Genomic DNA, 14,267 nt, shown 5'->3' on the forward strand with positions numbered 1-14,267 from the left:
GGTAAAGGCACTATTCCTCTTTGGCAAGATCAAAGGTCACGGTGATTCGATCACGCGAAACACGGATCTTTGGGTCACCGCAAAGGTTGAGATAGTACCGGGCGGCAAGGTCATTAAAGTCGCGCTCCACAGCACGCGAAAACTGTGCCATGTCATCCTTGGCAATACGTAGCCCGCGACGATCCTTCGCGAGATCGACAGGAGCCGGCGCATGCGAGGACGAATCACGCTCGCGCAGCAGACGCGCGGTCACACCGCGAACGGGCTTAATCTGCCCTGCCAAAATGCGATGGGCCGTGCGCTCGGACATCTCAAGACCCAAACCCGAACAAATACGGATAAAGTCCTCGGCATCAGAAGCAAGGCCTAAACGATCGACAACCGGAAGCTCGCTCTCGTCATCAATGAACAGGAGACGAGACGTATCGAGCCGACTTGACGCTTGAGCATAAAGGGTCGCGGCAATCTCAGACGGAGAACCGAGATAGACATCGCAACCACGCAACTCCTCGAGCGCAAACTCACAAGCAGCGCGAATAATATTATGTGGACCGCGAGCGCAGACATAACATCCGTCCTCATCCTTGACGGCCTGGGGCCAGCTGGACTGATCGGCACGCTCACTGAGGCGGTCGGCCGCAACGCTCACCTTGAAGGCTGAACCAAGATCGACGCCGGACGTGACCACACGGGCCTCGTCGGCGTTCTGCTTGATCGAAAACAATGCCATGCCACGACCGTGAACGCCCCAACGGTCCATCTTCATGCTCTCGAGCTTGGAGGTAACGCGGGCATCAAAGATTCGCTCTTGCATATCCTGCGGAACGCCAGAACCGTTATCCAGAAAGACAAGCGTGCGGACGCCATCTTCCTTGGTCGTGGCGAGATAGACCTTGTCGGCGCCGGCATCGCGAGCATTACGGAGCATTTCGATGACGATGTCCTCGACATGCTGAATGTCGTGCTTAGCCTGGCGCCGCTCGGCCTCCGAAACGCGGAGGCGGACATACCCCTCGCCAAGGTTCTCCTCGACGCGAAGGTTGCCCTCCCCCGACATCGACGCGATAAATGAGATGAGCTCGTTCGCGTCGCTCATGTTATTTAGCGATATCGACAGCGCGGCTCTCGCGAATCACGACGACGCGCACCTGACCGGGATACTCCATCTCTTCCTCGATCTGATGGGCGATATCGTGAGCCAGAACCGTGGACTGGGCATCGGAGATCTTGTCCGGCTGGACCATGACGTGGACCTCGCGACCGGCCTGCATGGCATAGGTACGTTCGACGCCGTCATGGGAGTTGGCGATCTCCTCGAGCTTCTCAAGACGCTTGATGTAGTTCTCGGCAGACTCGCGACGGGCACCGGGGCGAGAGGCAGAGACAGCATCGGCGGCCTGCACCAGGACATCGAGCACCGTGTTGGGGTCGACATCGGCATGGTGAGCCTCAATAGCGTGGACGATAACAGGCTTCTCGCCATAACGGCGGGCAAGCTCGGCGCCGATGACGGCATGCGGGCCCTCGACGTCGTGGTCGATTGCCTTGCCCAGGTCATGAAGCAGGCCGGCGCGCTTGGCGGTCACAACGTCCAGGCCAAGCTCGGAAGCCATCACGCCGCACAGATCAGAGACCTCGAGGGAATGCTGAAGCACGTTCTGACCAAACGAGGTACGGTAGCGCAGGGCACCAAGGGTCTTGACGATCTCGGGGTGCAGATCGTGGATGCCGGTATCGAAGGCAGCCTGCTCGCCAGCCTCGCGCACGCGCTGCTGAACCAGGTCAGCGGCCTTGTGATACATCTCCTCGATACGGGCAGGGTGAATGCGGCCGTCGGCGATTAGGTTCTCGAGGGCGACACGGGCGGTCTCACGACGGACCGGGTCGAAGCTCGAAAGAACGACGGTCTCGGGCGTGTCGTCGATCACGAGGTTGACGCCGGAAACCTGCTCGAAGGTCCGGATGTTGCGACCCTCGCGACCGATGATACGGCCCTTGAGGTCATCAGAGGGAATGTGCACGGAGGTAACGGTGACCTCGGCAGTGTGGTCGGCAGCGCAGCGCTGAATCGCCAGAGACAGAATCTCCTGGGCGGTCTTGTGGCACTCGGCGCGAACCTGCTGCTCGGACTCGCGAATGATCGTGGCGGCCTCGTGGGTGACCTCGCCGCGAACCTTATCGAGGAGCTCCTTGTGGGCGTCCTCGCGGGTAAGGTCGGCGATACGCTCGAGCTCGGAGGTCTGCTTTGCGCAGAGCTCCTCGAGCTCACGGGAGCGCTTCTCGACCTGACCGGCCTGGCTGGACAGCTGATGCTCGCGCTTGTCGAGAGCGTCGTTGCGGCGATCGAGGGATTCCTCGCGCTGCATCACGCGGTTCTCGAGCGTACGAATCTCGTTCTTACGCTGCTTGTCCTCGGCCTCGGCGGCCTGCTTGTTCTTGATGATCTCCTCTTTAGCCTCGAGCAGAGCCTCTTTTTTGAGGGTCTCGGCCTGACGCTTGGCATCACCGATCAGGGACTCAGCCTGTGCGTGTGCCGACTGGATCTTTTCGTCGGCCTCGTGAAGACTACCCTGCTTGGCGGTGCGCATGTAGGCAATGGCGGCGATGGCACCCAAAATGATGCCAACGAGCGCTGCGATGATAGGCATGCTCACTCCTTTTTATGGATTCGTTACACAACAAAGCGAACCGTCCTTACGAACGGCTCGCGACATTTGAGTAATATGGGCGCAGCTTATGCGGGTCGGATACAGATAAACATATAAACAAACTCATCACAGATGAGCACATATCACAAAGCAAATGACAGTGTTTATCGTACGTTGAACCACAACAACTGTCAAATAAATGGCCCCAGCACGGCGGCTAAAACGCGGTGAACGGCAGGGCCACAAAACGCATACGCCTAAACCGCACATTCCTCACGTTCGGCATCGAGACGTGCCTTAACGGCATCGGCGGCGATGTGATACGAGAAGCCCTTGCCCATCAAAAACCGAACCAGTTTTTCGAATCCGCGCGTCTCTGGAACACGCCGCTTGGCGAGCAGGGCTGACGCACGCGCCAAATCGTCTTCGACGGCAAAATAATCCTCCGGATAACCGGGAATGTCATCGAGCACGACATGACGGCGCTTGAGCTCGGTCTCGATTTTACGCTGTCCCCAACCGCGCCGCTTGCGTTCCTCGATAAAGTACGAGCAAAAGCGGTTCTCGTCTAAAAAGCGATACTCGGTGGCGCGCTCGACGGCGAAATCGATCGCGGGCTGGCGAAAGCCGTAGCGTGCCAACTTGTCACAGACCTCACCCGTCGCATGGTCGCGTCGCGATAGCATCTCGGTCACCATGGTAAGTGCACATTTACGCTCGATGAGCTGCACCGCTTCACGAAAGTTATCCCAATCACAGGGAAGATCGGGGCGATTTTTGACATACAGGCGCGCGACCCGCACGGGAATCCAAATGGACCGCTCAAAACCGCCCTCAAGCTCACAATCGATATGTGCGCAAGGCTTTTTGGACGCATACCCGCTTGAGAACGAGGAGGCCGCCTTCTTATCGGGAAAGACGACCGTGGCCTCGGTCACCGTATACGACATGAGCGTAACCGCTACTCGTCGTCATCATCGAGCATGGCGGAACCATCGATGGCGTAAAGCTCGTCAAACTCCTCAGGCGCAGGCTGATCGGTCAGCTCGACCTCGGACGGAGCATCGTCATCAAACTCAAGCCCGCAGGCAAGGCGGACCTTATGCTCAATCTCGTCGGCGCAATCGGGGTGTTCGCGCAGGAACGCCTTGGCGGCCTCGCGACCGTTGCCGAGCTTGTCCTCGCCATAGGCAAACCAGGAGCCCATCTTCTTGCAAATGCCGCACTCGACAGCCATGTCCAGAATCGAGCCCTCCTTAGAGATGCCCGTACCGTACATGATGTCGAACTCAGCAGAACGGAACGGAGCTGCCACCTTGTTCTTAACGACCTTGGCACGCACGCGGTTACCGATAACCTCATCCTTAAGCTTAATGCTGTCGATGCGGCGAATGTCGATACGCACCGAAGAGAAGAACTTAAGGGCGCGGCCGCCCGTCGTGGTCTCGGGGTTGCCGAACATGACGCCGATCTTCTCTCGCAGCTGGTTAATGAAGATGCATGTCGTGTTGGACTTGGACAGCGAGCCGGCGAGCTTGCGGAGCGCCTGACTCATCAGACGAGCTTGCAAACCGACCGTGGTATCGCCGATCTCTCCCTCGATCTCGGCACGCGGGGTCAGCGCGGCGACGGAGTCGACGACGATGGCATCGATGGCGCCGGAACGCACGAGCATGTCAACAATCTCGAGCGCCTGCTCACCCGTATCAGGCTGGGAAATCAGTACCTCGTCGATATCCACGCCAATGCGCGCGGCATACGTGGGATCGAGCGCGTGCTCGGCATCGATAAATGCCACCACGCCACCCATTGCCTGGGCTTCGGCCAGGATCTCGAGCGAAAGCGTCGTCTTACCGGAGGACTCTGGACCGTAAATCTCGACGATACGGCCGCGCGGCACACCGCCGATACCCAGAGCGGCATCGAGTGCCAGAGCGCCCGTGGGGATGGCCTCAACCTCAAGCTCGGGGCCGCCGTCACCATACCTCATGATGGAGCCTTGACCGAACTTCTTCTCGATCTCGGCCTTGGTGGTAGCGATCATCTCTTCGCGCTCTTTACCCGTCGTGGGTGCATGAACGGTACGTACGGGACCTGAATTCTTGGCCATGAATAGCCCTCCTCTTAACAACCTGCATTGATAGTAAACGAACGGCTGTTCGTGGTCAACCGTTCAGGCCAATCATATGCAGGCAGTCTTTCCAAAACCCAACCAAACGCCGACCAAACACTGACCAAATGCTTGACCACAAAGGGCCGAATAAGAACAAAGAAGGCAAGAATACACCTATAACCGGCGCAAACGCTAAATTCGTCAGGGGTCCCTATCTCCACAATTAAGGGGCCCTAAGGCCCCTTAAAACACGTCTATTTCATAGAGTTGAGCACAAGGGCAATGCGTCCCAATGCCTCCGCGACCGCATGGGCACGAACACACGAACGGTCGCCCTCATAGTGGCAGCGCACAGAGTCCACGACCGGCACTTCCCCATCAGCCGCGCGATACGCCCAGCCAATATAGAAAGTGCCAGCCGGATCGTCCTCAGTGCCGCCGCCGGGGCCGGCATAACCCGTTGCGCTCACTGCAATATCGCTCTGGTACAGCTCCAGCGAACCCGCCGCCATCTCGCGCGCGGTCTGATGCGACACCGCGGTATAGCGGTCAAGCGTCTCCTGATCAACACCCAAAACGCGATGCTTGATCTCATCGCAGTAGGTCACCGCACCGCCACGCAGCACCGCCGAGGCGCCCGGGATATCGGCGATCGTCGAGGCGATCATACCTGCTGTCAGCGACTCAGCCGTCGAAACCGTCACGCCCCGAGCGCTCGCGCGCTCGACAATATGACGCGCCAGCTCCTCGTTATGTGCGGAAATCTGCTCAAAAGAGTCCGTCATACCCACCAGGACCTAGACCGAAAAGACGATCTTGCGGCAGTTCCAGAAGTACTGGGCGCCCGAGATAACGGTCAGGACAACGGCAACGGCGTACAGGAAGCGCGAAACGCCATAGACACCGAGCAACAGCTCCGCAGGCCCCAACTGGAGGCCGGTCATCGCAAAGACGCACAGGTAACCGCAGATGGAGACCATCGTGGTCGCCGTCTTGTACTTGCCAAGCTTATCGGCGGCAACGACCACGCCGGCGGCACTCGCGACCATGCGAAGGGCGCTCACCAGAAGCTCACGGAACAGGATAATGAACACGGACCACACGGTCACAGCGCCAAAATCCAAGAACAGCAGCAGAGCCGAGAACACCAGCAGCTTATCGGCAATGGGGTCCAAGAATTTACCGAAGTCGGTAATCTCATTGCGCGAACGCGCCAGATAACCGTCGACCTTATCGGTGCACGACAGGATCACATACAGAATGAAGGCAGCGGCGGCGAGCGGGCCGTCGAAGGTGCTCCAATCTGTACCGGCAACACTCGTGTGAGAAAGCGCCGACACGATCATGAACACCGGGATAAAGACGATGCGAACGCACGTCACGATGTTGGCGGGCGTCCAAACACTCGTCAGTTCCTTATTGCTCTCGTTTGCCACGATGCTCTCCTACTCCACAACATGGCCGATAAGCTCATAGCAGAAGCTATCGGTAAACTCGACCGTCAGAATATCGCCCACGGACGCCTCGCTGGCGTCCAAGTGCACCGCGCCATCGGAATCGGGCGCCTGGAACCAAGCATGGCCGATCAGCTCGGCGCCGTCCTCGGTCTCCTCGATGCCGTCGACAATCACCTGGGCGCGCTCGCCCACATGTGCGGCGGTGGCGGCAAAACCGAGCGACTCGGCCAGGTCCATGGCCTCCTGGGCGCGCTCGAGCTTGACCTCCTCATCGACCTGACCCTCCATCTTAGCGGCCAGGCTGCCCTCCTCCTGCGAGTAGGCAAAGACGCTCGTGTAGTCAAAGCCGACGGTGTCCATAAAGTCGATAAGGTCGCGGAACTCGTCGTCGGTCTCGGTCGGGAAGCCGACCATGGCCGTGGAACGGATCACGATGCCGGGGATACGCTCACGCAGATCGCGGAACAGGTCCTCGAGCTCCTGGCGCGAACCAGAACGGCGCATAGCCTTGAGGATGCGCGCGTCGCAGTGCTGCACGGGGATATCGATATAGGGCAGCACCTCGGGCGTATCACGAATCGTCTCGATAAGCTCGTCAGTCATGCCCTCGGGCTGCAGGTAGAGAACACGGACCCAGACGTTGTGCGGGCGCACGGCCTCGGCTACGGCGCGCAGCAGCTGCGCCAGATTGCGCGGCGAGCCCTCGGCGACGTCACCATCCGCAAAGTCGGTGCCCCAGATGCCAGTGTCCTGGCCGATCAGCACGACCTCTCGCACGCCACCGGCAACCAGGTCGCGCACCTCGGAGATAATGCTCTCGGCATTTCGCGAATGATAGCGACCGCGAATATAGGGAATCATGCAGAAGCTGCAGAAGCGGTTGCAGCCATCGGAAATCTTGACGTAGGCGACAGCGCCCTCGACGGTGCGCTTGACCTGCGGAATATAGGCGGCAATCTCGCGCTCGACGCCCAGCACGCCATCGATGACCGCCACGATGCCATCCTCCTCGTCGGCCTTCACAAAGGCAGCGACCTCGGGCAGCTCATCGGGCAGATCGTCGCCATAGCGCGACGGCACACAGCCGCACATGACGATGGGGCAAGAACGAACGCCGTCCTGAACCTCGTTGGCGAGCTCGAGCGTGGTCTCGATGCTCTCGGACGTTGCGGAGGCGAGGAACGAGCATGTATTGACGATGGCGATATCGGCATCCTGCGGGTCGAATGCCTCCTCGTAGCCCGCGGCGGTCAAAAGAGAACGCATGCGGTCGGTGTCAACCTCGTTCTTAGCGCACCCGAGGGTGATGTAGAGCACGGAGCCCAACGGTGTATCCATGTTGGAGAGCAGTCCTTTCGAATGATATTAGCGGTAGTTGGTGAACTGCAGCGGCTGGCCGTAGTCCTGGTCGCGCAGGAACTGGATCACGGTCTGCAACGCGTCCTTCGAAGCAGAGGAAACACGCAGCTTGTCGGCCTCGATAGTCACCTTGACCTTGAGCTTTTGGTCCTTGATGTCCTTGTTGATCTTCTTGGCGGTCGCCTGGTCGATACCCTCGACGATATGGCCGAGCACGCGAACGGTGCCGCCCGATGCCGCCTGCGGAGCATCCCACGAGACAGCCTTGAGGTCGATGCCGCGCTTGATGAGCTTGGAGCTCAGCACGTCGATAATCTGCTTGGAGACAAAGTCGGCCGGGGCGTTGATCGTAAAGAGCTTGTCGCCCTTCGAAAGCTCGATCGTGGCGCCGGAATCCTTCAGGTCATAGCGCTGGGAAATCTCGCGCGTGGTTTGCTGGAAGGCGTTGTCGACCTCTTGCATGTTGACCTCGGAAACGACGTCGAAGCTGGAATCTTTAGCCATGATGTTTCCTTTCGCGTACGAGCGGCTTAGTAGCTATCGTACGAATAGTCGGTAGAATCGGTGGGCGTCTGGCCGTCAGTTGCGGTATCGGCGCCATCCGTGGACTGGGCATCGGTGCCGTCGGTGGTGTCGGTACCATCGGTGGTGTCGGTACCATCAGAACTTTCACCATTCTCGGAACCAGTCGTCTCCTTCTTGGGAACGGTGATCGTCACACGCGCCACGCCCGAAGTCTTGGTATCGTAACGGACCTTTTCGCCGTTCTTGGTAACGGTGACATCGGAAGGCTTGGACGTGGTGATCTCGATCGAGGACTCAGGCGTGTACTCCTGCTCAAAGGGGCCAGTCGCCTGGGCGCCATAGACCGACTTGCCATCAACCTTGACCTCAATCCAGGCGGTCTTTCCCTTGGCAACGGAGACCTTGACCTTCGTTACCTCGTTTTCTTCCTTTTTAGCCGTCGTCTTGGTGGCGTCCGAATCGGTCGACTCATCCGTCGCCTCATCGGTGTCTTCGTCCTCGTCGACCGTTTCAGTCTTCTTAGAAGACTTCTTGGTCGTCGTCTTGGTAACAGCGGGCGTCTCGGGCGTGGTCTCGGGCGTCGAAGATGCGCAGCCGCGCAGAAGTACCACGATGAGCACGATCAGCAGCAACGCCACGGCACCGATGCCGGCGTAGACGATACGCGGATCGAGACCGTTGTTTTGAGGAGTACGGGAACCGCCGCGTCCACGACTGGAACTGCTGCGGCCGCCTCCCTGAGGCATACGACCACGATTGCTGTCGGAACGGCCGCGATAGCCACCCTGGCCCTGAAGGCTGCGCTGACCCGAGCGGGGCGCAAGTTCACCGCGGCCTTGATAGCCACGCTGGCCCGCACGCGGAGCCGAAGAGCGCTGGCCATACGGCTGTGATTGAGAGCGAAGACGCGGCGTCACCTGCGTGGCATCGGCGTCCGCATAGCCGCCGAGAGCACGACCGGCAGAGACACCACGGTAGCCACGATCGGAATAGCCGCCATCTCCGTAGCCGACACGGGGATCGCGCACCACACCGCGGGCAGCGGGAAGCGCACGATCGTCGGGCATAGGCGTGCTGCGGAAACGATCGCGCTGAGAACGGATTTCCTCACTGGACCCCGTCTCGGTAATATAGCCAGCCTGCTGCGGACGCTGACCATAACGCGTTGAGCGACCACCCTGAACCATCAGGAAGCGCCCGTTATCGACAGAGGAACGCGAATTGACGTAGCCGGCGGCATCCTGAAAACGACCGCCCTGCTGCGACGTCTCGCGTTCGTATGCCATCAGGTCGTCAAAGTAGGCATTGACGACCTCGCGCGGATTGAGGCCCAAAAAACGAGCATAGCTCGAAATCATGCCCTGCGCATAGCCGCGCGGCGGCATCGAAGCAAAGTTACCGGTCTCGAAAAACTCGATGATCTGCGGCCTGATTTTGATGGTGTTGGCGACCTGCTGAATGGAAAGGCCCATTCGGCGACGCTGCTCGAGCAGCATGTCACCAAAGCGTGCAGCCATCAGAATCCTCCAAACTCACGATCTTCACGTGCCATCTCGGCGTCGACAGATTCCAGCGCGGCAAGCCCCTCCTCGTCCAACAGGACCTCGCGCGGCTTGGAACCGTCGGGCGGGCCGACGACACCCTTTTCTTCCAGCATGTCCATAATACGCCCGGCACGCGCATAGCCAACCTTCAGGCGGCGTTGCAGGCCAGATGTGGAGCCCAGCTGCGATTCCACCACAATATGGGCGGCTTCCCAAATGAGCGGATCATCGTCTTGCGGCTCGGCGACTCCGGTGCGGACAATGCCGCCGCCACCAGCCATGGACATGGAAGCGGGCGCCACGGCGGACAGAATCTCCTCGTGGTAGTCGGGCTCGCTCTGCGACTTGACGAACTCGACAATCTCGTTGATTTCGTCGTCCGAGACAAAGCAGCCCTGGATACGGCGGGGCTTGCCCCAGTCGACCTTGGAGAACAGCATGTCGCCCAAACCGGTGAGCTTCTCGGCACCCATCTGGTCGATGATGACGCGCGAGTCGATGCCCGTGGCGACGTTAAAGGCGATGCGGTTGGTGATGTTGGCCTTGATAAGGCCCGTCACCACGTTGGAGCTGGGGCGCTGCGTGGCAACGATAAGGTGAATACCGGCGGCGCGGCCCAGCTGTGCAATACGCACGATCGAGGCCTCGACATCCTTACCGGCGACCATCATCAGGTCAGAGAGCTCGTCAATGATAATGACCAGGTAGGGCATCTTTTGCGGCGGGTTGTCGTAATGCTCAAACTCGCCGGCGGCCTGCTTTTCGTTATAGGTCGAAATCTTACGGACGTTGAGGCGTTCGAATACCTTCAGGCGGCGCTCCATTTCGGACACGGCCCACTGCAGGGCGCTCGCGGCCTGCTTGGGCTCGGTCACCACGGGCACATAGAGATGCGGCAGACCGTTATAGCCCGCAAGCTCGACGCGCTTGGGGTCGACCATGATCAGGCGAACGTCCTCGGGAAGGGCGCGCATGAGCAAGGTCGTGATGATGGAATTGATCATCACCGACTTACCAGAACCGGTCGTACCGGCGATCAACAGGTGAGGCATCTTGGCGAGGTCGGCGACGACCGGCGTGCCCTCGGCGTCACGGCCGATAGCGAGCTCGAGCGGACCGCCCTTCACATAGGGCAGCACGTCGCCCAGATTGACGTTCTGGCGCTTGCGGTTGGGAATCTCGATGCCCACGAGCGAGGTGCCGGGGATCGGGGCAAAGATACGCACCGACTGGGCAGCGAGCGAAAGCGCGATATCGTCCTCGAGGCTCGAGATTTTGCTCACACGCTCGCCCTCACCGGGCTGCAGCTTAAAGGTCGTCACCGTGGGGCCGGCGATCCAGCCGACCACGCGGGCACTGCGGCCAAACTCAAGCAAGGTGGATTGCAGTGACTCAGCGGTCTGCTCCAGCTCCTTGTCCGAAGACGCGGCAGAAGCCGACTGCGGGTTGGCATGCAGGATTTCGAGCGGCGGAAGCTTGAGGCCGTCCTCTTCTTCGCCCTCGGCGTCAGTTGCGGTGTCGCTCGCTCCCCCATTGTCAGCCGCAGCAGGAGCGGCAGAGGCCGTAGAGGTTGAGGCGTCAGCGACCTTGGGGTGCTTCAGGAAGTCGGGGATCTGGGGGGCGGCCGAGACGGGATTCACGGAAAACGGCGGCTCGGACTCGTCAACCTTGTCCGGATCGTCCTCCATCGAAAGCTGTCCGGTGACCTGGCCGCGCTTTGCATGGCGACGCGGCAGCAAAGTTGTCTTTGCGGTCTCAATCGGAGCCTCGTCGTCCTCGTCATCGCCCTCGGTGAGCTCAATCTCGCTATCGGACCAAGACGGGTCGGGCTCACTCGTATTGAGCTTGGGAACCGTCTTGCCCTTCTTGGCATGACGGCGCGGCAGCAGCGTGGTCTTGGCCCGCTCGGCTTCAACCGACTCGGATACGTCGACAAACGGGTCATCGTCCTCGTCGTCATCCAAAACCGGGTCGACATCGCCACCCATGACCGTGGTCACCGCGGCGTCAGTCCCCTTCTGGCGCAAAATGCTCAGGTGCGGACGAGCGACGCCGGGAACAGACAGGGCCTCTTCATCGCCCCACGGGCTCGCATTGACATCGGCACGTCGACGCTCGGCAAAATCGGCAGCGCGATCGCGTGCGGAGCGCAAAACGCCACCCACCGAAAAGCCGAAAATGACCAAACCAACGACGACAAGCCCTAGCAGGACAACCATGGCGATAGGTTTACCCAAGGCGTTTTGCAAGGCACTTGCGATAAAGGCGCCAATGTAGCCGCCCGACACGGAAAGGTTCTGCGGCGTAAACATAAGGTCGCACGAATCGCTCGTGCCCGGCACCATCAGCGAAAGAATGGAGACGACAGCGATAAAGACCAAGGCGCCGCCCGCAACAGAGCGCACGTTGAGCGGCGAGTCCTCACCCAAAAAGAGCGTGGCGGCAAACAGCAAGATGACGATCGGCAGCACGTAGGCGCCCAGACCAAAGCCCAGGTGGTAGAAACCGGCAACCGCAGCCGTCACGGGCGCTGTTGCCGGAGAGATCACGGCAATGAAGGACGCGATCGCCAAAACGGCGATGACCACACCGGCGATATCGCGATTGGCCGAAGGCTCGACCAAGGGCTCAAACTCATCGAACTCGGACTCGTGGCCCTTATTGGCACGCAGATGGGAACCGGCACCCTTAGCAGATGCCGGTTGGTTATTGGCCTTATTGCCTTTGGCGTTTTGTGCAGATCCGCGCGCCAAACTAAACCTCCATGACGACCGGGATGATCATCGGACGGGTGCGCGTACGGCTCCAGATAAAGTTAGAGAGCGAATCGCGCACGGCCTTGCGAATGGCATCGGAACCGCTGCTGGTAAAGCTAAACTTACCCTTCTCGATCGTCTTCATAATGGACGCGGAGGCATCCTCGGAGAACTGGTCGTCAATGGCAAACGAGACGCCGCGGCCCGAGAACTCGATGGCCTCGATCTTCTTGTGTTTGAGGGAGACGATGGCAACGGCCGTGACCATACCGTCGTTGGCGAGCTTCTGGCGATCGCGCAGGACGATGGGGTCGGTATCGCCGATACGCAGGCCGTCGACGTAAACGACACCGGACTCGACGGGCGTACCGCGCTTGACGATACCACCGCGCATCTCGAGCGTGTCGCCGTTATCGAGGATAAAGATATGATCGTCCTTGAGACCCATCTTGCGGGCCAGCTGGGCATGGGCGCGCAGATGCACGGCCTCGCCGTGGACCGGCATAAAGTACGTAGGCTTGGCCATGACCATCAGAAGCTTGAGCTCCTCCTGGCTACCGTGACCCGAGACGTGGACGAGAGCGCGGTTCTTATCCCACACGTCGCAGCCGAGCTTGGCCAGGCTGTTGACGACCTGCTGGACGGCCTTCTCGTTGCCGGGAACGGGAGTTGCCGAGAGGATAACGGTATCGCCCTCGTGGATGGAGAGCGTCTTGTGCTCGCCATTGGCCATGCGGGACAGGGCCGACAGCGGCTCGCCCTGCGAACCAGTGCACATGACGACGATCTTGTCGTCAGGCAGGTTATCAATATCGAAGGCATCGATGATATCGGCATCATCGATGTTGAGATAACCGAGCTCGCGCGCCACGCGGGTGTTCGTGAGCATGGAGCGACCGGTCACAACGACCTTACGGCCGCACTTGCGGGCGGCATCGCAGATCTGCTGCAAACGATGGATGTGGCTCGAGAACGATGCGACGAACACGCGACCCGGGGCGTTCTTGATGGCGTGCAGCAGGTTGGGACCAACCTCGGCCTCGGACTTGGTAAAGCCGGGAACCGTGGCGTTGGTGGAGTCGGAAAGCAGCAGGTCGATGCCCTGCTTGGCAAAGCGGCTGATAGCGGCATAGTCGGGCGTAACGCCATCGATGGGCGTCTGGTCGAGCTTAAAGTCGCCGGTGTGCATAACGGTGCCCTGATTGGTGCGGATGAACACGCCCAGAGCGCCGGGGATGGAGTGCGTCATCGAGAAGAAGTCGAGCGAGATGCCGCCGAGGTTGACATGGCTGCCGCCCTTGACCTCGCGGAACTTGGGTGCGCGGATGCGGAACTCAGAAAGCTTGCCCTCGATAAAGCCAAGCGTCAGCTTGCTCGAGAAGATGGGCACCTTATTGTTGAGGTCCTGCAGCAGATACGGAAGCGAACCGGTGTGGTCCTCGTGGCCGTGAGTGACGACGATACCGCGGAGCTTCTCCTCGTTCTCCAGAACATAGGTGTAGTCGGGAAGCACCAGGTCGATACCAGGCTGGGAGTCATCCGGGAACATGAGGCCGGCGTCGACGAGCACCATGTCGTCGCCGCACTCGAAGACCGTCATATTCTTGCCGATGCCGTCAAGGCCGCCAAGCGGGATGATCTTCAAGGGAGATGATTTTTTAGCTGCCATAGGTTAGTGTGGTTTCCTTTCTTCGAAACGGGTCTGGAACAACCGACGGGGCGCTTCTGGCAAACCGACCGCCGGGAACGTACAAACATGCATCGCAGAGTCGATGCAATAACCACAGTATGATACCCATTTGCACAACAACAGACCACCCATGCATCAAAGCCCCATCTGAACCGATCTATCCCGCCGGTCTGGT

At 59.9% G+C, this 14,267-nt stretch carries 11 protein-coding genes; all 11 read right to left on the reverse strand.

The genetic code is table 11. The annotated features are described in order from the left end of the window. Positions 1-10: 10 nt before the first annotated feature. Positions 11-1,096: an ATP-binding protein gene (locus DW870_RS08675; RefSeq protein ID WP_117877503.1), complete on the reverse strand. Its 1,086-nt coding sequence runs from the start codon at positions 1,094-1,096 to the stop codon at positions 11-13. A 1-nt stretch (position 1,097) separates the two neighbouring features. Next, positions 1,098-2,648 carry a ribonuclease Y gene (rny, locus tag DW870_RS08680; protein WP_117629182.1) on the reverse strand — a complete coding sequence of 517 codons (1,551 nt, stop codon included), beginning with the start codon at positions 2,646-2,648 and terminating at the stop codon, positions 1,098-1,100. Positions 2,649-2,905: 257 nt separating this feature from the next. After that, positions 2,906-3,598 (reverse strand): regulatory protein RecX, encoded by a 693-nt coding sequence (locus DW870_RS08685; protein WP_117564289.1) that lies wholly within the window; start codon positions 3,596-3,598, stop codon positions 2,906-2,908. Positions 3,599-3,609: 11 nt separating this feature from the next. Beyond that, positions 3,610-4,758: a recombinase RecA gene (gene recA, locus DW870_RS08690; protein WP_099431786.1), complete on the reverse strand. Its 1,149-nt coding sequence runs from the start codon at positions 4,756-4,758 to the stop codon at positions 3,610-3,612. Between the two features lie 257 nt (positions 4,759-5,015). Continuing rightward, positions 5,016-5,546, reverse strand: a complete 531-nt coding sequence (locus DW870_RS08695) for a CinA family protein (RefSeq protein WP_117766613.1) — start codon at positions 5,544-5,546, stop codon at positions 5,016-5,018. Between the two features lie 12 nt (positions 5,547-5,558). Further along, positions 5,559-6,107: a CDP-diacylglycerol--glycerol-3-phosphate 3-phosphatidyltransferase gene (gene pgsA / locus DW870_RS08700; protein ID WP_233546877.1), complete on the reverse strand. Its 549-nt coding sequence runs from the start codon at positions 6,105-6,107 to the stop codon at positions 5,559-5,561. Between the two features lie 99 nt (positions 6,108-6,206). After that, complete coding sequence (gene rimO, locus DW870_RS08705; protein WP_117877505.1) at positions 6,207-7,556, reverse strand: 30S ribosomal protein S12 methylthiotransferase RimO; 1,350 nt, start codon at positions 7,554-7,556, stop codon at positions 6,207-6,209. Between the two features lie 27 nt (positions 7,557-7,583). Then, the gene (locus DW870_RS08710; protein ID WP_022094699.1) at positions 7,584-8,081 is read right to left on the reverse strand and encodes a YajQ family cyclic di-GMP-binding protein; all 498 of its coding nucleotides are present in this window, start codon (positions 8,079-8,081) and stop codon (positions 7,584-7,586) included. Between the two features lie 26 nt (positions 8,082-8,107). Then, positions 8,108-9,619 carry a RodZ family helix-turn-helix domain-containing protein gene (locus DW870_RS08715; protein WP_117877507.1) on the reverse strand — a complete coding sequence of 504 codons (1,512 nt, stop codon included), beginning with the start codon at positions 9,617-9,619 and terminating at the stop codon, positions 8,108-8,110. Then, positions 9,619-12,399: a DNA translocase FtsK gene (locus DW870_RS08720; protein ID WP_233547415.1), complete on the reverse strand. Its 2,781-nt coding sequence runs from the start codon at positions 12,397-12,399 to the stop codon at positions 9,619-9,621. Before DW870_RS08720 ends, DW870_RS08715 begins: the two co-directional genes overlap by 1 nt. Position 12,400: 1 nt before the next feature. Further along, entirely contained in the window at positions 12,401-14,071 is a 1,671-nt protein-coding gene (locus tag DW870_RS08725) for a ribonuclease J (protein ID WP_117877509.1), read from the reverse strand. Positions 14,072-14,267: the final 196 nt, after the last annotated feature.

Source organism: Collinsella sp. AM38-1BH (genome assembly GCF_003467545.1).
Classification (GTDB): domain Bacteria; phylum Actinomycetota; class Coriobacteriia; order Coriobacteriales; family Coriobacteriaceae; genus Collinsella.